We start from the raw sequence: 24,177 nt of genomic DNA, 5'->3' as shown, positions 1-24,177 counted from the left end.
GGTCCTCATGCTGTCAACCGTTCAGAAGCAGGTCGTGCAGCAGCTGCAGCTTGCTCATTCAAAAAAAGGGCTGATGGCTGTGTTTCAAGCTTACATCGATGCTACATTCCCGGCCGGAGAACCGGTTCTCACTGCTCCCCTGCATCAAAGCGCTCCGCTTCACCCTGACGCCTATTTTTATCGAACCGCCCTGAACGACCATCCATCCGGCAAGCCTGCGGTTGTGCAGGTGAAAGACCGGACTGGGGACGACGCACGATTTCAGATCATCCCGCTCTACGAACCGGACGGGACCAGGTGGGAGGTGTTGACCCGTTCAACGAGCTGGTATCCGGTCGTTCGTTGGAAGCAGTATCAGCTGCAGCAAATGGCCGATGTTTTTTTTTCTGAGAATGCAGGCTGTAGAGGATCGGGAACGAGCCGTAAAAAAGGCAGAGGATGCAGCCTTGATTCGAGCATCCCAGGCGGTACACGATACGATTTCACAAAAGCTGTTCTTCTTATCGGCGCTCCTGTTTCAAATGAAGCTACAGGAGCAGCCGGATACAGCAACGATGGAAAAGCGGCTGCAGGAGCTGCAAAAGGAGGCGCGGGATCTCATCGCTGATCTGCGCGGTGATAAGGAACGGCTCGACCCCGCGCTGCTGCTGAAGCAGACGCTTGAAACGATCTGTGCAGATCAGCAGCTGATGCCCGTATTTTCGGCAGAGGGAACAGCGGTGCGGGAACGTCCGGAAATCAAGGAAGCTGTTTTTTACATAGGAGAAGAACTCATGGCCAATGCGGCAAAGCACAGCGGAGCTGGCACGCTGCACGTTACGGTGACAGTAAACCCGGTGCAGTGGGAGCTTGTTGTGCGGGATGATGGACGAGGGATACGCAACCGGGACGGAGCCGGCTACGGGCTAACCGGAATTCGGCAGAGACTCGAGAAGCTCGGTGGAACGCTGAAGCTGGAACATCACGACGGCACTGCAGCTTTTGTAACCATACCAAGAAGAGGGGGGACCTGGCTTGTGCAGACTGCTTTTAGCGGATGACCATCAGGTTGTACGGGACGGAATGAAGATGATTGTGGAGTCCAGAGAGGGATTTACAACAGTCGGAGAAGCGGCTGACGGCGCCGAGCTTTTAGAAAAGGCGCTGGCCGTTAAGCCGGATGTGATTTTATCTGATTTAAAAATGCCGGGTCCTTCTGTCATTGACAATGCCTTAAAACTAAAGGCAGCCCTCCCCGACGTGAAGCTGATCGTGCTGACCGCTTATGATGAACAGGGCGATGTGTCGCGTGCCATGCAGAATCAGATTGACGGCTACATTATGAAGGATACGCCGCCGGATCGGATTTTATCGACAGTGGAGATGGTGCTCAACGGCTTTACCTGCTTTCAGCCGCAGGTAGAGCAGCTGCAGGAAACAGAAACACTCTCGTTTACACCGAGAGAGAAAGAAGTATTTGCCTGTATTGTAGAAAATTATTCCAATCAAGAGATAGCAGAAAAGCTGTTTGTCTCTGAAACGACAGTGAAAAGCCACGTCAGGCAAGTGCTGAAAAAGACCGGCCAGCCGAATCGCTCTCAGGCCGTTCTTCACGTATTGAAGCACAACCTGATCGATTTTGACCAGCTGAGAGAGGATGCCGGATGATTCGAAAAGCAAATGAAGAGCTGCGCTTGAAAATTATCTTCTGGGGAGCCTTGATTGTCACAATCGCGTCAGGGCTCATTGCAGCAGAGAGGCTGTTTACGGAGACTCGTGACGTTTCCGGACGGGAGCTTCTGCTCGTTACCGGTCTTTCCTGGGGAGCAGCCCTGCTATACCGCTCTGCAGCACGTACAGCCTGGTCTGTTTATTTTTATCCCGCTGTTCTGCTCAGCTACTTTAAACTGATTATGCATCTGGAGCCGTTTCCAGACCATGCAGTATGGGTTTACCTGCCGTTATTTCCGCTTATCGCGGCACTTGGATTAACGGCCCGGCCGTTCTGGATTTGGACTTCTGTGTATGCAGTCTTTTACGGCCTCTATGCTTTTTATGAAGCACCGGCTGTTTTAGGCGGTCACGCCGCCTACTTGGTTTTGTTTCTGATCAGCACCGTGCTTGGCCGCATTATCGTACATAAGATGGACTGCCTGCATGATCGCTTTCGGGAATCGGTTATTTCCGAGAAAAACACGTTCGTATTAGCATTATTTGAAAATTTGATTCCGACTGTTGAGCAGCGGACGCAGGTGCCGAGGTCGGAAATCAGACAAATGGCGCTGATGCTGCATGACATGCAGACGAAAGAAACGCCGCTGCAGTGGTGGGAAGCAGATTTCATCGCACATGCCCACTATGCGAGCCGGCTTGCGCTGCCGGATTACCTGTATGAAAAAAAGGGTGCGCTCTCCGATCAGGAGCAGCTTGTCGTGCAGGAACACGTCCACTTTGCCGTGGATATGATGCCGGCAGAAGAGCGGATGCAGAATGTGCGTACCGTACTTCTTCAGCACCATGAACGAATTGACGGCAGCGGATACCCGCATGCGCTGACAGAAAGGGAAATAGATGAGCGTGCTCAGATGCTCGGATTGATTGAAACCTATCTGTCAATGCGAAACGGGCGTGCCTACCGCGCTCCGATGACAGAAGCAGAAGCCGTCCGGACCGTTTGCAAAGAGTTAGACGGCAAACTAAACGGCCGACTGCTCCGCACCTTTCAAGAGAACATGAAGAAGCAAGCCTCTGCCTGAAATTAGGCGGAGGTTTTTTATTGCAGCTTCTCATCCTGAAGGAGGAGGAAAAGTTCATGCTGAAAGGTCGTTTAAATACTACCCGGGAAGAATAGGAAAAAATTCCCGATTGTCATATTCTATAAACAGAACATCACACAACAGCGGGGAGGTGCACAACATGAAGCAGATAGGCAGTTGGATGGTAACAGCTGGAATTCTGGCAGCAGTAATACTAGCGTGGCCGTTCTACATACTGAACGACGATCGAAGCAACCTGTCGTTATTCGGCTATCAGACACTTACCGTGCTGTCCAACAGCATGGAGCCGGAATTTACGACTCAGGACATGATCATTATCGGCGAGCAGCAGCATTATGCGGAAGGTGATATTATCACCGTCAATACCGGATCGGAGCTCGTGACGCACCGGATTGTGGAGGCTGTTCCAGATGGCTTTCACACGATGGGCGATGCAAATGCCACCGTGGATTCTACACTGGCCGAGCCGGGGATGATCGAAGGCGGACATGTTCTGACCATTCCATACGCAGGATTTGTCGTCCATTTCATCACATCGCTGCCAGGATTCCTGCTTCTGATTGTGCTGCCGGTCACCGCAGTTGTGACGATGAGTTTGATGAAGCGGTTCAGCCGCTCAGCTAAAAAGGATGATAATCCAGAAGGAGCCTCATCCACCTAAAAAAACAATACTAGGGGGAAACGAACGTGAACAAAGTACAAAAAGGGTTAATCGGCACAGCCGTCACTGCAACCGTCGTAGCAGCAGTAGGATTCGGGACATACTCAGCATTTGATGATGAGAGCGCTATTGGTGAGGACTTGAACCTGGAGAACTCTGCAGCTGTGATCGACGCAGGAATTTATGACTCAGAAGGAAATCTCGTAGTAAACGGAGAAGGCGGAGCGATTCAGCTGTTTACTGATGAAGACGGATTAGATCTTCTGCCAGGTGAAGAGTGGGCTTCTGAAACGTTCACCATTAAAAATGATGGAACACGTGCATTTGACATCGTTCATAGTAATGCACAAACTACGGGAACTAGATTTCTATTTGACACAGATTTTGTAGATGGCACATGGGCACAAAGTGAAGATCTGTTTATTAATGTAGATTATACATTTGAAGATTTCACTGCCAGTGTAAGTGGAGCATTTGATGAATATGTACCTCGTGCTATCTTGAAATATGGTCAACTTCAAGGGGGAAGTAACCCTCTATCTGCAAACAGAACTTTACTTCCGGGTGAAGAAATTGAAATTGATTTTTCAATGGGACTAAGCGAGTCTGCAGGGAATGAATTCCAAGGAAAGTCTTTCTCAGCAGGTTTCTATCTGGAAGTTGAACAGAACAACGAAGCGGACCGTAACTAATATCCATACCGGGCTGTCTCTTTTGGAGGCAGCCTGTTTGATGCAAAGGGGGCAGGCCATATGAAAATGGTGGCGGCAGCGGTGCTGCTAATGATTGTGTTCGCCTCAGCGGTTCCGGCTGCTGCCGGCGGATTTACAGATTCCTCCTCGACTGCTTTGGGCAGTTTTACGACGGCTTCGTCTGAGGATATCCTCCGAATTGATGTAGAAGATACGGTATACGAGGAAGACGGTTCAGCTGTCGTTCACGTACTCGTGAAAAACGTCAGTCACGCTTCCGTGCCGGTATCGGTGGACGGTGAGAGCGTGCATGCAGAGCCTGGGGAAACGATCGAAACGCTGTTCTCGTTTGAAGCGGGGGACAGAACGGAACCGATCGAACAAACCGTAACGATCAAAGCGTTTGAAGCGTTCGTGGAAGAGACCGTTTCCTTCACGGTGAATGCATTTGAGGAACCGGAAGAGAAAGAGCGCGGTAAATCAGAAGAAAAGAAGCCGGATCATGCGGGTGGAGATCGAGGCCGCGAGAAGCGGGAAGAAAACAGTCACCGTCACGGCGAGGATGAAGAAGCAATAGAAGAAAAAACAGACAAAGAAGACGATCAAGAAGAGGCAGCAGCGAAAGAGGCTGACCCCAAAGAAAAAGAAGAGACGAAAACGAAGGATGAAACAAAACAGGAATCGGAGAGCGAAACAACTTCCGCCTCTGACAAACCATCTGATGAAGAAGAATCCGACGAGCAAGTGGAGGAGGAAGAACCGAAGGAAGAAACCTCCGACGAACACGAAGAAGAGCTTTCTGATAAAGATGAGAAAGCCGAAGAAGACGTATAGTGCTGCCCTAGCAGAACGCGAAGGCCCTTGATCAGTATCCATTGCTGATCAAGGGTCTTTCTGTTTAGCTGCGCAGGCCCTCCCCTTCTATCTGGGAAATACTCTCCAGTTCTGCTATGCTGATAGAAAGCGGAAAGGGGGAGCCCGGATGTACATAGAACAGCTGAATGAAACGCATGCACCGATGCTGGCAGAGGTTATGCACACAGTGGAACAAGAAGCAGATTTCATGATGATGGCTCCGGGAGAGCGAAACGTGACGCCGATAAAAATAGCAGAGCAGCTTAAGCGAATGGAAAAACAGGCCTCCTCAGCTGTGTTTGCTGCAGCAGGAAATGATCAGTTTGCTGGCTATGGCTTCGTTTTCGGCAGCAGCACAGAGAGAACGAAACACCGTGCTTATCTTGTCATGGGTGTAAGAAAAAACAGTCAGGGGCAGGGGATTGGTTCCCGTCTCCTGGAGCATATGATCAGCTGGTGCGGTGAAAACGGCGTCATGCGGATCGAGTTGACGACCGTCTGCCGGAATAAAGAGGCGGTCAGGCTATATGAAAAGTTCGGTTTCCAGGTGGAAGGAAAGAAGCAAGCTTCTCTCATCATTAATGATAAACCGGAGGACGAATATATGATGGCCCGGGTGGAAGATGAGGAAAGGAGCGAATGCGAATGATTCTGTGGCCTAGATTTCAACAAGGAGATCCGATTGCTGTCACTGCTCCATCATCCGGCGTCCCGGAGGAGCTGCATCATTTACTGACAGATACGAAAAACCGGCAGGAACAGCGCGGTTATCCAGTGACGATTTATCCGACCGCCTGGAAGCAGAAAAAATCGGTGTCTGCCCCGGCAGAGGAACGGGCAGCCGAGTTTAACCGAATTATGAAGGATGAGTCACCGAAAGCGATTATTCCCCCGTGGGGAGGAGAAAGACTGCTCGAAATGCTTCCGCTGCTGGACTATTCTGCTCCAATCCCAAAGTGGATACTGGGCTACTCAGATACGAGCGCGCTCTTGTTTGCCTGGACGATCAAAACAGGGATCGCAACGGCACACGGAACGAACATCGTCGATATAAGAGGGGCTGAGATGGATCCAGTCACAGCAGCGTGGGAAAAGGTGCTCGCCTGGGAAGGCGGAAAGACGATTACTCAGAGCAGCTCGGAGCTTTATCAGCCTGAATGGAAGTTTGATGAGGTTACAGACGTTGTGTTTCATTTAACGGAGCCGACAGAGTGGAAAACGGTGAGCGGCAAGCCTGAAAGAGTGGAAGGAAGGTTACTCGGAGGCTGTATCGATGTGATTACCCACCTTGTTGGCACGCCTTATGGAAAGGTACGGGAATTCCAGCGGAACAAGCTGCATGACGAGCCGATCCTCTGGTATTTTGAAAACTGCGACATGAATCCGAATGAAATGAAGCGCTGCTTAAAGCAGATGGAGTATGCTGGCTGGTTTGAAAACAGCGCCGGCTTTCTATTTGGCAGAAGTGCAGCCGTTTCCGAGGCCGACGGATATACCGCTGTCGACGTGTATCAGGACCTTGCACAAGACACCGGCCTGCCAGTTATCTATGATATCGACTGCGGACACGTACCGCCGCAGTTGACATTTGTCAATGGAGCCTGGGCAACTGCTGCCTGCAGCAATGGAAAGGGTACACTGACAATGCAGGTTCCCGAGGAGGCAGACGATGCTGAAGCATAAAGCAGAGCTGATCCGATTTTTAGGCTCAGACAGCTGGCTGATGGAGTTGCTGGAGGCAGTAGAATCGGAAAACCTCCCGGATGCCTGGGTGTGTGCAGGTGTGATCCGCAGACTCGTCTGGGACAGGCAAACCGGGCGTCACACGACGGACAGGCTGGATGATGTGGATGTCGTCTGCTTTGATGCATTCAATGTATCAAAAGAATGGGAAAAGGCTGCTGAACAACGTCTGCGGCTCAGGCTTCCGCAAGTGCCATGGTCGGTTAAAAACCAGGCGCGGATGCATCACAAGAACGGTCTTCCACCGTTTCGATCGACGCTCGACGGTGTCGCCTCCTTTCCGGAAACGTGTACAGCTGTCGCGATCAGACTCGAACGCGGACAGCTTCGTCTTGCTGCTCCCTACGGTGTTGAAGCACTGCTGAACATGACCATCACGCCGACACCTCTGTATCGACACGGAGCGAAGAACCGCATATACCAAACGAGGCTGCAGGAGAAAAGCTGGAAATCAGAGTGGCCGGAGGTGCGAGAATGATACAGGCGGTTTTATTTGATTTAGATGACACACTGCACGACCGGCAAAGAACACTGCAGCACTTTCTGCAGTGGCAGTATGACAAGCACGCGTCCAGTTGGGGAACATTTTCGAAAGAGACCTTTATGCAGCAGTTTGCAGCATATGATAAAGGCGGGATGGTCTGGAAGGATCAAGTATACCGACAGCTGAAAGAAGAACTGCATGTTTCGGAGCATCCTGACGTGCTTTTGGAAGAGTATGTGGAGCATGTCGCAGATCACGCTGTTTGGATGGAAGGTGCAGAAGAAGCACTGGCAGCCTGCAGACGGAAAGGGCTGAAAACCGGCTTGATTACGAACGGCAAACGTACGCTGCAGCGACGTGTGATTGGCGCGCTTCAGCTGGAGGCAAGAATGGATGTGATACTCATCTCTGAAGAAGAGGATATCCGCAAACCGCAAGCTGACATCTTTCTCCGGGCGGCCGATCAACTGGAGCTGGAGCCGGAAGCGTGTCTGTTTATCGGGGATTCTCTTGAAGCAGATGCGAGAGGTGCGGCGTCTGCCGGGATGAGAAGCCTTTGGCTGCATGGGGAAATGAACTGCGGAGCACGGGTGCTGCCTGCTTATGAACAGCTTATCTCATATTTGGAGGAGGAAATGTGATGATTTTATCCGGCAAGGAAGTAAAACGACGCGTGGAGAGCGGCGCGATGGGTATTACGCCGCTCGTGGACGAACAAATACAGCCCGCTTCGATCGATATGCACCTCGGCACGCATTTTTCAGCCATCGAGGAGCACGAACAGCAGCTTATTTCATTGGAAGCGCCGGCGAAAACGAGAGATATTTATACAGAAGACCGGATTGTGCTGCCGCCGCAGTCCTTTCTGCTTGCGACTACAAAAGAAACGATCCGGCTTCCTGCGGACGTGACAGCATTTGTAGAGGGACGCAGTTCCATCGGCCGGCTCGGCTTATTCATTCAAAATGCAGGCTGGGTCGATCCCGGCTTTCAAGGACAGATTACGCTGGAATTATTCAATGCGAACCGGCTTCCGATCGAACTGATCCCGGGACGCAGGCTGTGCCAGCTTGTCTTTGCTGAAGTCACTCCCGGAGCTGAACCGTACAGCGGCAAATACGTGAACCAAAAAGGTGCCGTTGCCAGCCGCGTTTATGACGACAGCGAAAATATTACTTAAGCTTTTTAAACAAGTCAAAAATGCTGAAGGACGTTTTTTTGTAAACTTTGTTGTAAACGGCTTTCTTTGGGTTTTTCACGTAGCCCATGCCCTTTTTGCCATATCCGGGAGTGACGGCTTTTTTGACGGTCCGCTTCGCTCGTCCGGTCGTTCGCGCCTTTAATGAACGTTTCAGACTTGGTTTTCGCACACCAAACTTCACAGGAAGGCCCCCTTTTAGTCGTTATAACTGGAAAATGATACCTTATCCCATAGTTTAACATAGTTACAGTCGTCTTGAAACGAAAGCCGGGAGGTGTGTAATGGATATTCAGCGTGTCACGACAGCAAGTCAGCTGACTGCCTGCGCAGAACTTGCCGCAGCTTTATATAAACATGAATCTGCAGAAGCCATGCTGGCTGAGTTTCAATCGCTTCCCACGACGAACAGTTTGTTCCTGGCAAGATCTGCTTCTGATGCAGCCGGTTTTATTCACTTGTCGCTTCGGCAAGACTATGTGGAGGGGACAGCTTCGAGTCCGGTTCTTTATTTAGAAGGAATTTATGTAAAAGAGGCGTACCGTTTTTCCGGTACGGCCTCTGCCCTGCTCAAAGCCGGTGAAAGCTGGGGCAGATCGCAGGGCTGCAAGGAAATGGGATCAGACACGGTGCTTACGAATGAAAGTGGTGCTGCTTTTCATGAGAAGGCTGGATTCACAGAAGTGAACCGAATCATCTGCTTTGCAAAGCGGCTGGACAGCTGAGGTGTTCGGCTGCCATCCAAAGGATAAATCCTGGTGCCGGGTGGAGATCCAGCTTACGCAGAATCAACAGGGCTTCAACCAGAAGTTCCTGACGGACATCTTCACGGATCGTATTCTGGCAATAGTGGAGCTGCTGTTCGATCAGCGGCAGAAGCAGCTCGATCGCCTCTTCTTCGGCTTCACGGCTGCCGGTCTGTATATCATATAATTGCTGTTTCCACATGTTGCTTCCTCCTTTCAATCCGAACGAAGCCGTTTTAGAGCAGCATGGTGTGAGGCGGAAACGGCCTGCTGCGTGATGCCGAGCCTGCGGCCTGCCTCATGCAGAAGCAGGTCTTCTTCATAAAGCAGACGAAGAACGTCGAGCTGCCGCTTCGTCAGTCGTTTTGCGGCGTCCTCCGGAAGGCTGAAGCCGGTATCAGGTACAAGCTCCGGCTTTGGCTCCGGCACGTCAGCAGAAGGAATGGACCGCTGCTGCAGGCGGCGATGCTCCTGGTCGGCGCGAATGGCCTTCCAGTAAAGGCTTGTTCTCATATAGCGGAGAAACTGCCGGTTTTCAACATGGATACGAAAGGCGTGATCCAGCGCGGCTTTATGAAGAAACAGATCGGAGCATACGCCGAGATAAAACTGCTCCCGCTGCTTTGAGTCCCTTAGAAAGGAAGCAGTAAGTCCGTGGCGGAACAAGCCGGGTAATGCTGTTCGTATACGGCCAAGCTCCCGGCAGCCGCCGGGAATTCGGCAGTAAGGGCATCGATAGGTCATTGTCTCAGCCTCCTTTCATAGAATAGAAAGACAATATATGTTCGATTATACAACTAAAAAGCGAACATTAGTTCGTATTTACCCATTTTACATGAGAAAGTCCTTTTCTGCGATCATCATTTGTATCGAGGGTTCCTTTTCGTCTTTCCTTTTGATAAGAAAGGAGATGAGGGTACCGTGACAGAATGGACGATTTTTGCTGAAAATGTCGGACTGCCGGGCCTTATAATGATTTATATCCTGGCAAGGTTTGAACGAAAGCTTGATAGACTGACAAAGGAAGTTCGCAGACAAGGCATATCTGCGAAAGATAAATAAGGAGGCGGTTAGATGAGCGTAGAAGAGCACAAAAAGCAGGCACCGAACGTGGCGGCGGTGATGATCGTCACAGTGAGCGATACGAGAACAGAGGCAGACGATAAAAGCGGAAAGCTGATTCGTGAGCTGCTTGAGCAGGACGGTCACCAGATTGTGGCTAAACGGATTGTGCCGGATGAGAAGAAGCAGATTCAAGAAGCCGTACAAGCAGGGATTAAAGAGAAGGCGGTTGAAGCAGTGATCATCAATGGCGGGACGGGGATCGCAGCGAGAGACGTGACCATCGAAGCCGTAGAACCGTTGTTTGACAAAGAAATTCCCGGATTTGGAGAGATTTTTCGTATGCTGAGCTATACGGATGATATAGGTTCTGCGGCTATCATGAGCCGTGCAGCTGCCGGTACGGCAGAGGGAACCGCGGTTTTCGCCTTACCAGGATCGAGCGGAGCGGTGAAGCTTGCGATGACCAGGCTCATTCGTCCGGAGCTGACTCACGTTATCCGGGAGCTGCGAAAGGACCGCCCGTCATGAAGTATGTTCTTCTCTTTGACTTTGATGGCACGCTCGCCGATTCTCTTCCGCTCTGTCTCGATGCATTTGAACATGCATTTGCTGAAGCTGGTGTGTCCATTACACGAGAACAGATTCAGGAGCTGCTCGGACCTCCCGAGACCGACGTTATCCGGACACAAACGTCCGCTCCTCGGGCAGTCGATGCGTTTTATTCATACTACGAACAGCGCCTGGATCAAATTAAAGCACTGCCCGGACTAAAGGATAAGCTGCAGCAGCTAATACAAGACGGTTTCCAGCTCGGCATCATCAGCGGAAAAGCATCCAGAAGCCTTAGAGTGTCAATGGAGCACCTGCAGATTGCCGACAGCTTTGCATTTACCGCAGCCGGAAATGTTTATACGCCCAAGCCGGATCCGGAAGCGCTGCAAGCTGCTGCGAAACAGTTCGGTGCGGAAATCGGCCAGCTGCTGATGATTGGCGATACGGATGCGGATATCGGAGCGGCTGCGGCGGCGGGTGCGACAGGAGCGGCCGTGGACTGGTTTCCGGATTATGAGCCAGAGCCCCTCAAGCAGCAGCCGGACGTCGTGTTTCACTCTTGGGATGATCTGATAACATATGTCACTCGAAACCGATAAATCGGAAGGCACAGCTGATGAAGCTGTGCTTTTCTAATTCACATAATACGAACGTTTGTTCTTGTAATGAGGCGGGAAATACGATATAGTAAAAGCAGGAGGAATGACACATGAAAAAGATGGAACCAGATGTCGTTCATATTGGAGCTTGTTTATTGAAAAGCCGCGCGTTCTCTGTACCGGTGACAGTAAAGTTGACTGATGGAGAACGCATTTGCGGAGTTGTGGAAACAGTGGATCGAAGCAGTGCGGTTTTTTATATGAATGGGAGAAGGCTGAAGCTGTGGGAAATGACAGGCGTTGAGGAGGGATAACATGAAAAATCAGCATGTGAATCAGCACTGCCGCTATTGTGAAGGGAATCTGCTTCTCCATAGAAAGCGATTTTACTGCCCGTTTTGCAAAATGTATGCTTCCAGGGCAGCAAGGGAAGTCAAACAGGTCAGGCCGGTTCGGATGATGGAGACACATTTGACGAAGCCGACTCCGGAACTGATGAAAAGAAGCACGTATGAACTGCTTCAGCTGCTGGCCCTCTCCAGAAGAGAGCTTGCGGATATGGGGAGGGTGCTTGAGCAGATCATCCGCCTGCAGGAACAGACGGAGCTGCCCGAAACAACCGTCCGTACAGCAGTAAGAGAAGAACAGAAGATGGCGCGAAAAGTGAAGGCAATTGAAACTTTGCTGAAACAGCGACTCGATTTTGTACCAGGCATTGTGACAGAAGAAATGCTTCAACGCTACGAAGAACGAATTTATGATGAAGACGCTGCTGCTGCGCTCTTATAAAAAAGCCTTCTAACAAAAGGATTTAGAACTAGTCTATTCGGCTTTCATGATTCGATAGTCATGTAATTATGCAGGACATGCTTCTATAGTTTGCATGTTCAGCTGGTGTAGGCAGTCTATCCCAAGGCCTTTTGAATGATTTTTACGGCTTTTTTGAAATAGCGGGAGCAAATTCGACACTTTGCGACAGGAATTCCAATGGAAGCAGGAGCAAAAACAGTAAAAAGTTTCTAATTTATCTGAAGTGTCTAAATTTAAGGGTAGCTAAAGATGTCTGCATCTTCCTATAATTAAGAACTAGAAGGACTATCACTCAGCTTGCTGCGCCCGGGCCGCTGCTGAAGCAGTTCTCATCTTGAAGGAGGATGATGCAACGTGAAGAAAAAGATCCTGTTAACCTCGATTCTGGCTGGAGGGATGCTTACGGCAGCGACCGCAGCCTATGCACATGATGCGATGGAAGAGGAGGGTATCAATAAAGAGGAACGAGCTCCTTTTGATCATGACGCGATTGAACAGCTAGGTGAGCCTGAGCTTTCAGGCGGCAAGAACCTGAAGAACCTGCATGAGGTTGCGGCAGAGCAGATTGCTGAGATCGATGGTGTTCAAAACAATACGGCAGACGTATATGCGCACCAGGGATTTGCTTATTTAGGTACACATACTGCCAACGGTGCGAATGGCGGAGTGCGTATTTTCGATCTGCAAAATCCTGCTAACCCGCAAGAAATTGGGCAGATTGCAGCTGATATACCTCACACATGGCAGGAAAAAGTAATCGTGAAACGAGTAAACACACCTGATTTTAAAGGAGATCTTGCAGTTGTTAGTCTGCAGCAGACCTCACGTAACAATGCAAATCGCCCTGACAGCGTCGGCGGCGCGCTGCTTTATGATGTTACTGATCCGTACAATCCTGAACGTCTCGGGTTTTACGAGCTCGACCGCGCCATCACCGGCACGCATGAGCTGTATTTGACGACACAGGGAAATCAGGCGCTCATGCTGCTTTCAAATCCTTACGCCGATTATTACACGAATGGGGCGGAAAAGGATTTTCAGATCATTGATGTGAGCAATCCTGCTGAGCCGGAAAAGCTGTGGGAATTTGATCCGCGCATGCTGCCGGAAGTAGACGAATCGTTCAACGGCTATCACTGGGATGCTCCGGATGGGCACACACGTCCGGTCTTTAATCACAGTGTGATTACTGACAACAACGGTCAGTATGCGTATGTCTCCATGTGGGATCTTGGAACGGTCATTTTTGATATCCGCAACCCGGAAGAGCCGGTGTATCTGGGAAGAACGGAATATGCCGATAATCAAAAGGGGGCTGCACACTCTGCAGCGGTTGCAAGAGGAGGCAACATTCTGATTGAGACCCGGGAAATTGCCAACCCGCACGGTGAAGGATTTGAGGATGCTTACGGTTATACGCGAATTTTCGATATTTCGGATAAATCCAACCCGGAGCTGCTGAGTGAATTTACAACAGAGCTGACGTTCGATTTCGTCGGAACAACGTTTGCCAACACGGTTCATGATCCAAAGGTGCACGGCAATACCTTATATTTATCGTATTATGCAGGCGGGGTCATCGCAGTAGACATTACGAATCCATCAGAACCGAAGGAAATTGCACGCTACACACCTGATGAATCAAACGTCTGGGGCGTTTTCGTTGATCGAAACTATGTGCTAGCTTCCGATATGGGACAGGGACTGAAGGTTCTTCAAAAAAATAACGGAAATGGAAATCCAGGAAACGCGCAGCGTCAAAATTAAATATCAACAAGATACTAAGCCGGTCTTCGAGGAAGACCGGCTTGTACCTGTTGAGAAATGCGAAATCCTGTCACCGTAAAAAGATCATCAACTGATGAAATTCTGCAACATTCTGAATTTTATAATAATATTTGTTGAATGTATGATAAACTGTTCATAGAAAAGGAGGGAGCTTATGGAAAAAAGGTGGGAAACAGAAGTCCGCGATCTGATCGAGCACACGAATTACAATCCCGATAACTGGATGAGGGAGGAGGTCCGTGATAAAGAGAAAGCGGCCGAACTGCTGATGGAAGCGGAAGGCTATGTACCAAAGGATGGAAAAACGGCACTTCTCTGTGCTTCACTGCTGAGAATAAGCGGACGGGCAGAAGAGGCACTCCCGCTTTTTCATGAGCTCCTCGGAGAAGCAAGACGGCAAGCCTGTCCGAGAAAAGAAAGTGCCGCACTCATTCGGCTTGGCGAGGCGATGAAGTACAGCGGAACGCACGTTGGTGCTGTAACTTGCTTCAAGCAAGCCCTCTCGTTAAAACGGCTGGCCCCTGAGTACGAGGATTTTGCCTGGCAGCACCTCGGCAAGGTTCAGTGGGAAATGGGGGATACAAAGTCGGCTGAGGAGAGCTTGGAGCAGGCCCTTCGTCTCCGGCGGCGAAAAAAGGATGAAAGTCTTATTACATCAACACTCGAGGCGCTTTGTGCACTTAGAAATGATAAGTGGTCTCAGGAGGCATAACGCACAAAAAAAGGTCATTCCGATTGAACGGAGCGACCTTTTTTTCCGTTACTCTTGTTCGTAGCTGACCATTTCTGCGTCAGGGTCTTCCGTTTCCTTGCGCAGCGTTTCTTCAACAAACGCGCGGTCGTTAAACTTGTTTTCTGGAATTTCTGTTACAATAACTCCCGGAATAGGGGTGTCCGTAATCTGACCGTCTACTTGCTTACTAGCTTTATAATCAATTTTAATTCTCAACTGCTTCACTCCTTCAACTGGCTTTAAGAATCTGATTACCGTTGGCTTCATCTTTTAAACATTTGATTAAGAAGCCGCCTGCTGAGCGGTTTCTTTTTCCATACGGGTTTAGGTCCGTTTGGAAACCCAGACGGCGATCTTAGAAAATCGTACAGATGCTCATATATGTTGATGGATCGCTTTTACAAGGGGACTTCATAGGTTCAATATCATAGCTGTTGTATGTCGAAGAAGCAGCATTTACCACTCCAAAAACAATTTCAGCAAAACCGTCACTCCGGAGTAAATAAACGCTGCCGAAACAAATGTTGGCAGGTGGGCAGACTCCTCTGAGGGGAGCTCATGCTTGATCACATTAAACATGATGGCACCGGATACAAATGAGAAGACAATCGACAACGCGACAGCTGAATAAGGTGTAATCGTTGCGATCAAATAGCCGATAAAAATGCCGCCTGCCAGCATAAAGCGGCCGTACTGTCGATACTTTGATTCATTTTCCCGAAACAGGTCATGAGCTACCGTCATAAAATGGAGCCCGACTGCAACACTGTAAAAAATCAGCTGTTCAATCGACTGATCAGCTGCAAACATAATATAAGCAATAAGCATGTTGTACATAAAAAATAGACACGTCTGCACAAAAAAGAAGCGGTCCTCTACGCTTGCTCCGCTTTTATAGCGGTGGCGTTCTGCTGCCTTTGTGAGCGTATAAAAGACGACAATTCCGACAAGTCCGAATAAATACAGTTCCGATTCCATAGCCAGCTCGAAGGCCGTGTCGCCGAATTCTTCCTGTTCGTGATGCAACGAAGGGAGTATGTAGACAAAAATGTACGAAACAGCTATCCCGCCGGCAAGAGAAACCCATTTAATTTTACCGAGAGACGAACTGGAGATTATTTTATTCGCAAATACTTGAACTGCTAAGAAAGCAGCAACTACAAACATTGGTCCCAGCATGTGTTCACCTCCCGTTCCTCCTATATACCCGTTAAACCGTATATCTATAACCTATGGAGTGAAACGCTTTATTACCTGAAATCCGTGCTCTACTAGTAACTGGCTCCATGAGACGCTGGTATCAACCAGCTCAGACTGGTACGATAAATAAAACATCGTTTTCGGGAGGTTCAGATGAGAGTAGAAGCGCTGTACAGGTACCCAGTAAAATCGATGCAAGGCGAGCAAGTAAGCAAAACAGCGATCATGCCCTACGGCTTTTACGGAGACAGAAGCCATACGTTTAAGCGGGAGGATGGACGGTATTTAACCATTACTCAGCTTCCACAAATGACAGCTTATCAGGCGGCATTCGAAGGAGAAGAGTCGCTTGATGCCTATCCGGCTGTCCGAATTAACACACCATCTGGCAACACCTATTCGTTTCATGACGAGGGTATCCGGATGGAGCTGGAAGAGCAGTGGGGAGAGACGGTATATAAAGAGGTTTATCAGCCGGAAGCTGTGCCGTCGGGAGCAATTGAGGAAGAGGCGATACTCATCGTAACGAAAAGTTCGCTTGCGGAACTGGAAAAGCGGCTCGGAAAGCCTACTGCAGCTGAACGTTTTCGCCCAAATATTATCCTCGACGCGGACCTCCCTCCTTTTTCCGAGTCAGATTTCATTGGGGTTCGTTTGCAGACCGAAGGGGGCGCTGTTCTGGAAGGAGTCCGCATGTGTCCCCGCTGTGCGATTATCAACGTCGATCCGGCCACCGGAGAAACCGACAGGGACTACCTGCGAACGACAGCCACCGAATTAAAGAATGAATTCGGCCTGTACGTATCGGTCATAAAGCCTGGAGTTATCCGCCGAAGTGAACAGCTTCGGATAATCTCCAGCTAAAACAGATCTTCCCGGGAATGCTCTCGGGGAGGTTTTTTATAATCTTTAATCACCTGCTAACAGCATGCTGTTCTTTCAAAATAAATAATATTTACAAAATTTCGATTTCTGATAAAATGAGAGGTGCGCATTAAGTGAAGCGCTTACAAAAAGGAGGGGTTCTATGTCTGCGATTCTGGTTGCGGTATCAGGGCTGATCGTCTTTGCGCTCGGTTATCGCTTCTATTCAAAGTTTATTACAGAACGTATTTACCGGCTCGATCCTGACTATGTGACACCAGCACATAAATACAAGGATGGAGTCGATTTTGTTCCGACCAACAAATACGTTCTCTGGGGGCACCACTTTACATCGGTCGCCGGTGCTGCACCTATTTTAGGACCGGCAATCGCCGTTTACTGGGGCTGGCTCCCGGCGGTCCTCTGGGTCGTATTAGGTACCGTGTTTGCAGCCGGTGTCCACGACTTTGGTACACTTGTCCTCTCTGTTCGAAATAAAGGACAGTCGATCGGAACACTGGCAAATAAGCTGATCGGCCAGCGGGGAAAAATTCTGTTTTTATTTATCATTCTTATTCTCGTTCTTATGGTCAACGCCGTATTTGCATGGGTCATAGCCAATCTGTTTATTACATACCCGGCAAGTGTTATACCGGTCTTTATTCAGATTCCGCTTGCTATCTGGATCGGCTATGCTGTATACAAGCGCAATGTTAAAATGCTCGTCCCGTCGCTGGTAGCGCTTGCGGTGATGTATGCTACTGCGATTGTAGCGAGCGGAACAGAGTTTCTGCAAATTGACCTCGTCCGTTATATGGGCGGCGAGGAAGCGGCAGGTCTGTTTGGTCTAGGGGCGGTATCAACTGCTTTCTTTATCTGGATTTTGATTTTACTTGCGTACGTCTATGTTGCGTCAACGCTGCCGGTGTGGAAGCTCCTGCAGCCGCGGGATTTTATCAACTCTCACCAGCTTGTAGTCGGTCTGGCCATTCTTTATCTTGGCCTGTTCCTGACGAATCCGGAGATTACTGCGCCGGCGACTAATCCGGGTGCAGACACATCCTGGATGCCGCTTCTCTTTATCACGATTGCCTGCGGGGCGATTTCAGGTTTCCACGGACTCGTTTCGTCGGGAACGTCCTCCAAGCAGCTGAACAAAGAAACCGACGCGCGTTTTGTCGGCTACTTTGGTGCAGTAGGAGAAGGGATTCTTGCTCTCGTTTCCATCATGGCCGTCGTCACGCTGTTTGCAAATGCTGATGAGTTCCTTGGAGCTTATGACAGCTTTGAAAGTGCTGGAGCTATCGGGCTTGGAAACTTCGTTGAAGGGGCCGGAAATCTGGCGCAGGGGCTGATGATTCCTCAGGCAGTGGCCACCACGATCGTGTCCATCATTGTCGTCAGTTTTGCTGCCACAACGCTTGATACGTCCGTCCGTCTTATGCGCTACATTATTTCAGAGCTCGGTACGGAATATAAGGTGCCGGCACTTACGAAGACGCACGTGGCCACTACGATTGCAGTTGGTTCTACTGCAGCGCTTGTGCTTATTCCGGAAGGTCCTCAGGGCTTCGGTTCCGGCGGGTATCTGCTCTGGCCGCTGTTTGGAACAAGTAACCAGCTGCTGGCTGGAATCAGTCTGCTGCTAATCTCTCTTTGGCTGAAACGGTTGGGCAGAAATTACATCTACACGCTCATTCCAATGGTTTTCCTGCTATTTATGACGATGTATGCATTGTTCCAGCAGGTCGTATTCCAATGGGCCTGGTGGGCAGACGGTTCGAACACGCTTCTGTTTGTCTTCGGTGCGATTAACTTCGTCTTCGCTCTTTGGATTGCGCTCACGGCTTTCTCTGTGATGGCGAAAACTGGAAATGATCCGATTGACAACGATTAATTTTGCCCGGGCTGTCTCGTTTAGAGGCGGCCTTTGTGCTTTTTCAAAGATTGAGTGCGTATGTGAAGCGTCTCCGGTCCAGATGCTTAAAATCCGGCGTAAGACGCATTCTGGTATTTCCTCCGGGACGGAAAAGTATGCGATAATAAAGGTATACGTTCATAAAAGGAGGCGGAGCCTGTGCTGGATAGTGTGAAAAAGCTCATCCGCTACTACGAAGAAGTGATCAGCCTGAACCACCGCCAGGAAATTGCCAGGGAGCTGCGGGATGAAGACGATCTGTTTATGCTGATGCTGTACTCGGAAATGATCGGCATCCCAAATCCGGTCTATTATTACACGCTGGAGCTGTATCCGCATATGCTGGAGGAATTTCACGAATGGCACCTGCGGATGGGCATGGACAAATCACCGCTTAACGGAATTCGCTGCTGCTAAGGAGGCCGAGGATGAGTCTGACGGAAAAAGAGATAGTGTTCGTAGGCGGAAAAGGAGGGGTCGGAAAATCGACAACAGCTTCTGCTCTGGCGCTGCTTTCATCGGCTGAGGGCAGGAAAACACTGCTCGTTTCTACCGATCCTGCGCACAATACAGGAGATATTTTTAATAAACATATAGGCGGTGCCCCGGTCAACGTGTCGGAAAATCTGGACGCCCTTGAAATTGATCCGGAAACAGAGACGGAGCGTTACATTGATTCTGTTCGATCAAACATTCGTCATACGGTGCACAGCGGGATGATGGAGGAAGTAAACAGGCAGCTTGATACGGCTAAAGCATCGCCCGGGGCAGACGAGGCAGCTATGTTTGATAAGCTGATTTCACTCATACTGGAGGAGCGTCAATCGTACGACCGGCTTGTGATCGATACGGCACCGACCGGCCACACGATCCGCCTGCTGTCGCTGCCTGAGCTGATGGGTGTGTGGATAGAAGGACTGTTAAAAAAGCGGAAGAAAACAAATGAAAATTACAGCCGGCTGCTGCACGACGGAGAACCGATTGAGGATCCGATTTATGAGGTCCTCCTTGAAAGGCAGGAACGGTTTAAGAAAGCCAGGGACATTTTGCTGAATCCGGAGATCACCGGGTTCGTGTTCGTCTTAAATCCGGAGCGGTTGCCGGTGCTGGAGACAAAAAAGGCACTGACACTTTTAAACCAATATGATCTGCATGTGGAAACACTCGTCGTCAACAAGGTACTTCCGGACGATGCGGACGGTTCCTTTTTAGCAGAACGGAGAAAGCATGAGCATACGTATTTGGATTTGATCGAGGAGACATTTCCGCATCAGAAACGGATTATCATCCCGCTTCAGCCTCACGATATAAGCGATTTAGAAAAACTGAAGCTGTTCAGCCGGAGTTTAAAAGAAGAAAGCTGAACAGAGAAAGGAGCAGCCGATGGGTGGACTTGCAGTAGTACTCGGGTTGATTGCTATTGTTGCCGGGGGCATTCTTCTGGACCAGCGAAAACAGAGGAAACAGTACACGTCGTATGACGGAAGAACGGAAGAACAAAAGGAGTTCGAACGCAAGCGTGCCGAAATGATCGAAAAAAACCGGGACAACCGGCCGCCTGGAAGCGGCGGTGTACCTCACTGAGATAGGCTTCAGGGCGATGCGACGTCCTGAAGCTTTTTTACGGGTACGAGCAGAATCCGGAAATGAAGAGCGTTTGATTAATTAATGAAGCGGTCCTTTCCTTCCCAGAACGGTTTGCGAATCTGGACTTTTTGAATTTTACCGGAAGCCGTTTTCGGAAGTGCATGGGTAAACGTAATCCCTTTTGGAGCTTTGAAATGAGCAAGTTTTTCTCTGGCAAACGCAATCAGCGTTTCTTCATCAGCTGAAGCACCTTCGCGCAGCACTACTACTGCATGGGGCACTTCCCCCCACTTTTCATGAGGGACGGAGATCACGGCAGCCTCCAGGACATCCGGATGATCATATAGGCATCCTTCCACTTCAATAGAAGAGATATTTTCGCCGCCGCTGATGATCACGTCCTTTTTGCGATCGACGATCTCGATAAAGCCATCTTCATCGACGTTCGCCATATCACCTGTATGCAAATAGCCATCGCGGATCGTATCAGCCGTTGCCTGCGGATTCTGCCAGTATCCCTCCATGACATTATTAGAGCGAACGACAATTTCCCCGGCAGTTTGACCATCATGTGGGACTTCTTCACCGTCTTCAGTTACGACACGCACATCGGATCCGATCAGCGGCACGCCCTGCTTCGATTTCATGCGATGAAGCTGTTCCGGCTTCAGATTATCATGATAGCGGAGCGGCTGCGAAGTCGTTACGAGCGGCGCAATTTCCGTCATTCCGTACACTTGTATGAATTCCCATTTTAAATCCTCTTCCACCCGTGTAACGAAGGCAGGCGGAGGAGCGGATCCGGCGATCACAACCCGAACGCTGTGCTCATTGGAATATGAATCGCGCCGTTCCGTATAGGCTTCGATCAGCATATTCAGCACAGTCGGAGCCATATGGCAGACGGTCACGCGGTGCTGCTGGATAGTATCAAGGATGCTGTCAGCATCGATGTTGCGCTGCATCACCTGGCAGGCGCCATTTGCCGTATAGTAAAACGGCGACCCCCAGCCGTTTACGTGAAACATAGGCAGGACGTGGAGCAGCGTATCGTTATCGGTGACACGCAGATGATGCATCGTCGTCAGCGCATGGAGGTAATTACTGCGATGGCTCAGCATAACCCCTTTTGGATTGCCGGTTGTACCGCTCGTATAGAGAAGGCTCGCGGTATCCGTTTCTTCCAGCTCGGCACGATCAAACGGATCAGCTGGATAACGATTCAGCCAAGCTTCATAAGCAAGGTCTCCATCTGCTGTTTCCTCCGCTCCATGTACGATGACCGTGTGCACTGTCTCCAGTTCGGAGCGGATCTTTTTAACGGTATCATACAGCGTGTAATCAACAAACAGAACCTTCGATTCGCTGTGATTCAAGATAAAAATATAGTCTTCAGGCTTGAGCCTCGTATTAAGGGGAGTCATAACGGCACCTGTTTGAAACACACCGTAAAATCCCTCAAACATTTCATGTGAATTTGGCGCCAGATAGGCTGCCCGGTCGCCTTTTTGGATGCCGAGATCATGCAGACCATGGGAAAGCTGCTGTACACGATGAAAAACGTCATTGTATGTCAATGTGACATCTCCATCAATAACGGCGGTTTCACGTCCGTAAATACGAACAGCCCGATCAAGAAAGTCTGTTAGTAACAAAGGAACATGCATAAACGTGCCTCCTCCAAAATATGTATACTAAAATCGTAACCGCTTTCATGAAGAAGGTCAAGAATATTCAGATATCAAGCAGGCAGACCGAAGCCTCCAAATAAGGAAGCTTCGGTCTGGTTTATGCCTGTTTTTCTTCGTTCAATATTTTCATAATGCCGACGCACATAAAAATCATAATGACGGACAACGGAAGTGCCAGTACGACAATTGCGGTCTGAAAGGCATCTAATCCGCCTACGAGGAGCAGAATGGAGGTGATACTGACGAAAATAACGCCCCACATCACTTTGATGGACGGCGGCGGATTCAGCCGTCCGCCCGTAGACTGCATGCCGAGTACAAACGTTGCAGAGTCGGCAGTGGTGACAAAAAAGATAATCACGATCGCCATGGCTGCAACAGATACAAATGTCGTAAGCGGGAGCTCCTGAAGCGCGGCGAATAAAGCTGTTTCCAGCGATTCATCTGAAATTGGAATGGATTCGTAAAGCTCCAGGTAAATACCGGTGCCGCCAAGCATCGCAAACCAGAAGAAGGTGACGAGACTCGGTGCAAGGATTACTCCAAAAATAAATTCCCGGATCGTTCTTCCTCTGGAAACCCGCGCGATAAACATGCCGACAAACGGTGTCCAGGAAATCCACCATGCCCAGTAAAAGACCGTCCATGCCTGTGTCCAATCTGCTTCCTGAGCATCGACCGGGCTCATCCGCATCCCCATAGGTATAAAGGTAGCGGCATAATGGGCGAGACTCGACGCAAACATGTTTAATAAAAACAAGGTCGGTCCTGCTATCACGATGAACAGCAGAAACAGGCCGGATAAGGAAATATTAATTGTGCTTAAATACTTGATCCCTTTGTGAATTCCCGTCATTGCCGACGTTACGAAAATAATGGTAATGATCATCATGATCAGCAGCTGAACAGCAAAGTTGTAAGGAACACCAAACACATACTCCAGCCCGGCGTTAATTTGCTGCGCACCAAGTCCAAGAGAGGCAGCCACGCCGAAAATGGTGGCAAATACGGCGATGATATCTACCATATGGCCGAGCGGTCCCTTCATTTTAGCGCCGAATACAGGTGACAGCGTTGTGCTCATCAGACCGGGAGCCTTATAGCGGAACTGCTGCAACGCCAGCGCCAACGCAACCAGAGCGTAAATCGCCCATGCATGCAGTCCCCAGTGAAGCCAAGTTTAAGTAACTCCTCCAACAGCGTCGGCTTCAGTGCCTCCTTCACCAACAGGCGGCGCAGAGAAATGATCAATCGGCTCTGCAATTCCAAAGAAGAAGAGGCCAATCCCAATGCCAGCAGAGAACAGCATGGAAAACCAGACAGGTCTGCTGAACTCAGGTTTTTCATCCGGGGAACCCAGGCGGACCCCACCGTGACGACTTAAGCCCAGGTAGATAGCAAAAATAAAGAACAGCGTAGTCAGAATCTGAAAATACCACCCAAATGTCGTAAACATAAAGGCTTGAATTTCGGCAAACGCATTTCCCATCGTTTCTGGAATAAAAATACCGACAGCAACAAATACAGCTGCGAGAAAAATGGAAACCTTTAAGACAATCGTAAATCTTTCTTTCATACACATCCATCCCTTCTATTCAGTTGTCTCCTCACCAGTTTATCACACCGGTACTTGCCGTTTTTTACCTTAAGAGCGTCGGCTGTTTAGCAGCTGGACAGCTTTAGCAGCAAGAATGCCGATTCCTGCACCGGCTGCAAGACCTGCTAACGTATCACTTGGGTAATGAACCCCTGCATACAACCTTGTATAGGCAAAAAGCAAGACGAATGGCACGGCAAGCCAAGCGGCTCTCGGATAAAAGAAAACGAGCGCGGTGCAAGCAGCTGCAGAGGTGGCTGCGTGAGCTGAGGGAAAAGAGCTTGAGGCTGGCGTCTCTACGAGGAAGCGGATGCCTTCTTCAACGAGTGGAGGACGGGGGCGGGGGAGAATAAGGTTTACCAGCGCCTGAAATAAAAAAGCGGCGCCGTTGGCAATGATCATTGCCGCGCCTGCCAGTCGCGCACGGCTGCAGCGAACCGCAAGCATCAGAAGTACGGCTGCAGCATACCAGATTAAGCCGATATCGCTTGCGATTGTTGCGGTGCGCATAAACGGGTCCATGGCTGGAGATGTCCACTGCTGATTAAACAGCTCCAGTAATTGTCGATCCATTGCAAACAGCTGTTTCATGAGTATCCTCCAACGAAGCGTAGTAGCTTTTGTAGAAGAATTCCCTG

32 protein-coding genes and 1 pseudogene are annotated in these 24,177 nt (G+C 49.7%); 25 read left to right on the top strand and 8 right to left on the bottom strand.

Annotated elements, in window-relative coordinates; genetic code table 11:
• Positions 1-7 precede the first annotated feature (7 nt).
• From ACSZLD_RS01905 to dcd, 12 genes are all read left to right on the top strand, one after another.
• The gene (locus ACSZLD_RS01905) at positions 8-607 is read left to right on the top strand and encodes a hypothetical protein (protein WP_444684083.1); all 600 of its coding nucleotides are present in this window, start codon (positions 8-10) and stop codon (positions 605-607) included.
• Positions 555-1,040 carry a sensor histidine kinase gene (locus ACSZLD_RS01900; protein ID WP_444684082.1) on the top strand — a complete coding sequence of 162 codons (486 nt, stop codon included), beginning with the start codon at positions 555-557 and terminating at the stop codon, positions 1,038-1,040. The genes ACSZLD_RS01905 and ACSZLD_RS01900 overlap by 53 nt, the downstream gene beginning before the upstream one ends.
• Complete coding sequence (locus ACSZLD_RS01895; protein WP_444684081.1) at positions 1,015-1,647, top strand: response regulator transcription factor; 633 nt, start codon at positions 1,015-1,017, stop codon at positions 1,645-1,647. Before ACSZLD_RS01900 ends, ACSZLD_RS01895 begins: the two co-directional genes overlap by 26 nt.
• Entirely contained in the window at positions 1,644-2,735 is a 1,092-nt protein-coding gene (locus ACSZLD_RS01890; protein ID WP_444684080.1) for an HD-GYP domain-containing protein, read from the top strand. The genes ACSZLD_RS01895 and ACSZLD_RS01890 overlap by 4 nt, the downstream gene beginning before the upstream one ends.
• A 160-nt stretch (positions 2,736-2,895) precedes the next feature.
• The gene (locus tag ACSZLD_RS01885; protein ID WP_444684079.1) at positions 2,896-3,417 is read left to right on the top strand and encodes a signal peptidase I; all 522 of its coding nucleotides are present in this window, start codon (positions 2,896-2,898) and stop codon (positions 3,415-3,417) included.
• A 26-nt stretch (positions 3,418-3,443) separates the two neighbouring features.
• A complete protein-coding gene (locus ACSZLD_RS01880) occupies positions 3,444-4,109 on the top strand; it encodes a hypothetical protein (protein ID WP_444684078.1) in 666 nt (221 codons plus the stop codon).
• A gap of 60 nt (positions 4,110-4,169) precedes the next feature.
• Positions 4,170-4,943: a hypothetical protein gene (locus ACSZLD_RS01875; protein ID WP_444684077.1), complete on the top strand. Its 774-nt coding sequence runs from the start codon at positions 4,170-4,172 to the stop codon at positions 4,941-4,943.
• 148 nt (positions 4,944-5,091) lie between these two features.
• Complete coding sequence (locus ACSZLD_RS01870; protein WP_444684076.1) at positions 5,092-5,613, top strand: GNAT family N-acetyltransferase; 522 nt, start codon at positions 5,092-5,094, stop codon at positions 5,611-5,613.
• A complete protein-coding gene (locus ACSZLD_RS01865; protein ID WP_444684075.1) occupies positions 5,610-6,647 on the top strand; it encodes a S66 family peptidase in 1,038 nt (345 codons plus the stop codon). Before ACSZLD_RS01870 ends, ACSZLD_RS01865 begins: the two co-directional genes overlap by 4 nt.
• A complete protein-coding gene (locus tag ACSZLD_RS01860) occupies positions 6,634-7,185 on the top strand; it encodes a nucleotidyltransferase family protein (protein ID WP_444684074.1) in 552 nt (183 codons plus the stop codon). The genes ACSZLD_RS01865 and ACSZLD_RS01860 overlap by 14 nt, the downstream gene beginning before the upstream one ends.
• Positions 7,182-7,832, top strand: a complete 651-nt coding sequence (locus tag ACSZLD_RS01855) for an HAD family hydrolase (protein WP_444684073.1) — start codon at positions 7,182-7,184, stop codon at positions 7,830-7,832. Before ACSZLD_RS01860 ends, ACSZLD_RS01855 begins: the two co-directional genes overlap by 4 nt.
• Entirely contained in the window at positions 7,832-8,371 is a 540-nt protein-coding gene (dcd, locus tag ACSZLD_RS01850) for a dCTP deaminase (protein WP_444684072.1), read from the top strand. Before ACSZLD_RS01855 ends, dcd begins: the two co-directional genes overlap by 1 nt.
• Here the strand turns inward: dcd and ACSZLD_RS01845 are convergent.
• Positions 8,364-8,573, bottom strand: a complete 210-nt coding sequence (locus ACSZLD_RS01845) for a hypothetical protein (protein ID WP_377910262.1) — start codon at positions 8,571-8,573, stop codon at positions 8,364-8,366. The genes dcd and ACSZLD_RS01845 overlap by 8 nt on opposite strands.
• A gap of 100 nt (positions 8,574-8,673) precedes the next feature.
• Between ACSZLD_RS01845 and aac(6') the strand changes: the two genes are divergently transcribed.
• Positions 8,674-9,114 (top strand): aminoglycoside 6'-N-acetyltransferase, encoded by a 441-nt coding sequence (gene aac(6') / locus ACSZLD_RS01840; RefSeq protein ID WP_377910261.1) that lies wholly within the window; start codon positions 8,674-8,676, stop codon positions 9,112-9,114.
• Here aac(6') and ACSZLD_RS01835 read toward each other — a convergent pair.
• Both ACSZLD_RS01835 and ACSZLD_RS01830 read right to left on the bottom strand, forming a co-directional pair.
• Entirely contained in the window at positions 9,083-9,337 is a 255-nt protein-coding gene (locus tag ACSZLD_RS01835; protein WP_377910260.1) for a hypothetical protein, read from the bottom strand. The genes aac(6') and ACSZLD_RS01835 overlap by 32 nt on opposite strands.
• A gap of 14 nt (positions 9,338-9,351) precedes the next feature.
• The gene (locus tag ACSZLD_RS01830) at positions 9,352-9,879 is read right to left on the bottom strand and encodes a sigma factor-like helix-turn-helix DNA-binding protein (protein WP_444684071.1); all 528 of its coding nucleotides are present in this window, start codon (positions 9,877-9,879) and stop codon (positions 9,352-9,354) included.
• A gap of 177 nt (positions 9,880-10,056) precedes the next feature.
• Here ACSZLD_RS01830 and ACSZLD_RS01825 point away from each other — a divergent pair, with 177 nt between their 5' ends.
• From ACSZLD_RS01825 to ACSZLD_RS01795, 7 genes are all read left to right on the top strand, one after another.
• Positions 10,057-10,197 (top strand): hypothetical protein, encoded by a 141-nt coding sequence (locus ACSZLD_RS01825; protein ID WP_377910258.1) that lies wholly within the window; start codon positions 10,057-10,059, stop codon positions 10,195-10,197.
• A 12-nt stretch (positions 10,198-10,209) separates the two neighbouring features.
• A complete protein-coding gene (locus ACSZLD_RS01820) occupies positions 10,210-10,728 on the top strand; it encodes a MogA/MoaB family molybdenum cofactor biosynthesis protein (protein ID WP_444684070.1) in 519 nt (172 codons plus the stop codon).
• Positions 10,725-11,351, top strand: a complete 627-nt coding sequence (locus ACSZLD_RS01815) for an HAD family hydrolase (protein WP_444684069.1) — start codon at positions 10,725-10,727, stop codon at positions 11,349-11,351. Before ACSZLD_RS01820 ends, ACSZLD_RS01815 begins: the two co-directional genes overlap by 4 nt.
• A 110-nt stretch (positions 11,352-11,461) precedes the next feature.
• Entirely contained in the window at positions 11,462-11,665 is a 204-nt protein-coding gene (locus ACSZLD_RS01810; RefSeq protein ID WP_377910255.1) for a hypothetical protein, read from the top strand.
• Between the two features lies 1 nt (position 11,666).
• Positions 11,667-12,140, top strand: coding sequence for a hypothetical protein (locus tag ACSZLD_RS01805; RefSeq protein WP_377910254.1), 474 nt, complete (start codon positions 11,667-11,669; stop codon positions 12,138-12,140).
• 375 nt (positions 12,141-12,515) lie between these two features.
• A complete protein-coding gene (locus tag ACSZLD_RS01800; protein ID WP_377910253.1) occupies positions 12,516-13,928 on the top strand; it encodes an LVIVD repeat-containing protein in 1,413 nt (470 codons plus the stop codon).
• A 175-nt stretch (positions 13,929-14,103) separates the two neighbouring features.
• Positions 14,104-14,661: a tetratricopeptide repeat protein gene (locus ACSZLD_RS01795; protein WP_444684068.1), complete on the top strand. Its 558-nt coding sequence runs from the start codon at positions 14,104-14,106 to the stop codon at positions 14,659-14,661.
• Positions 14,662-14,709: 48 nt separating this feature from the next.
• Here ACSZLD_RS01795 and ACSZLD_RS01790 read toward each other — a convergent pair whose 3' ends face one another.
• Together ACSZLD_RS01790 and ACSZLD_RS01785 are read right to left on the bottom strand one after the other, a co-directional pair.
• Positions 14,710-14,898 carry a hypothetical protein gene (locus tag ACSZLD_RS01790; RefSeq protein WP_444684067.1) on the bottom strand — a complete coding sequence of 63 codons (189 nt, stop codon included), beginning with the start codon at positions 14,896-14,898 and terminating at the stop codon, positions 14,710-14,712.
• A gap of 240 nt (positions 14,899-15,138) precedes the next feature.
• Positions 15,139-15,861 (bottom strand): hypothetical protein, encoded by a 723-nt coding sequence (locus ACSZLD_RS01785; RefSeq protein ID WP_444684066.1) that lies wholly within the window; start codon positions 15,859-15,861, stop codon positions 15,139-15,141.
• A gap of 174 nt (positions 15,862-16,035) precedes the next feature.
• On the opposite strand from ACSZLD_RS01785, the gene ACSZLD_RS01780 reads away from it, so the two are divergent.
• From ACSZLD_RS01780 to ACSZLD_RS01760, 5 genes are all read left to right on the top strand, one after another.
• On the top strand, positions 16,036-16,746 hold the full coding sequence (locus ACSZLD_RS01780; RefSeq protein WP_444684065.1) for an MOSC domain-containing protein: 711 nt from the start codon (positions 16,036-16,038) through the stop codon (positions 16,744-16,746).
• A gap of 163 nt (positions 16,747-16,909) precedes the next feature.
• Entirely contained in the window at positions 16,910-18,643 is a 1,734-nt protein-coding gene (locus tag ACSZLD_RS01775; protein ID WP_444684064.1) for a carbon starvation CstA family protein, read from the top strand.
• A 180-nt stretch (positions 18,644-18,823) separates the two neighbouring features.
• Complete coding sequence (locus ACSZLD_RS01770; protein WP_168005192.1) at positions 18,824-19,081, top strand: cory-CC-star protein; 258 nt, start codon at positions 18,824-18,826, stop codon at positions 19,079-19,081.
• An 11-nt stretch (positions 19,082-19,092) separates the two neighbouring features.
• Positions 19,093-20,028, top strand: a complete 936-nt coding sequence (locus tag ACSZLD_RS01765) for an ArsA family ATPase (RefSeq protein WP_444684063.1) — start codon at positions 19,093-19,095, stop codon at positions 20,026-20,028.
• A 19-nt stretch (positions 20,029-20,047) separates the two neighbouring features.
• Positions 20,048-20,248: a hypothetical protein gene (locus tag ACSZLD_RS01760; RefSeq protein ID WP_444684062.1), complete on the top strand. Its 201-nt coding sequence runs from the start codon at positions 20,048-20,050 to the stop codon at positions 20,246-20,248.
• Positions 20,249-20,325: 77 nt separating this feature from the next.
• Here the strand turns inward: ACSZLD_RS01760 and ACSZLD_RS01755 are convergent, their stop codons facing one another.
• The 3 genes and pseudogenes from ACSZLD_RS01755 to ACSZLD_RS01745 form a co-directional block, all read right to left on the bottom strand.
• On the bottom strand, positions 20,326-21,918 hold the full coding sequence (locus ACSZLD_RS01755; protein WP_444684061.1) for a long-chain-fatty-acid--CoA ligase: 1,593 nt from the start codon (positions 21,916-21,918) through the stop codon (positions 20,326-20,328).
• Between the two features lie 121 nt (positions 21,919-22,039).
• Positions 22,040-23,518 (bottom strand): annotated as a pseudogene (locus ACSZLD_RS01750) (BCCT family transporter).
• Positions 23,519-23,587: 69 nt separating this feature from the next.
• Positions 23,588-24,130, bottom strand: coding sequence for a phosphatase PAP2 family protein (locus ACSZLD_RS01745; protein WP_444684060.1), 543 nt, complete (start codon positions 24,128-24,130; stop codon positions 23,588-23,590).
• Between the last annotated feature and the right edge of the window lie 47 nt (positions 24,131-24,177).

This window comes from Alkalicoccus luteus (assembly GCF_052061695.1).
Classification (GTDB): Bacteria; Bacillota; Bacilli; order Bacillales; family Salisediminibacteriaceae; genus Alkalicoccus; species Alkalicoccus luteus.
This window is presented reverse-complemented; position numbering and strand designations above follow the sequence as displayed.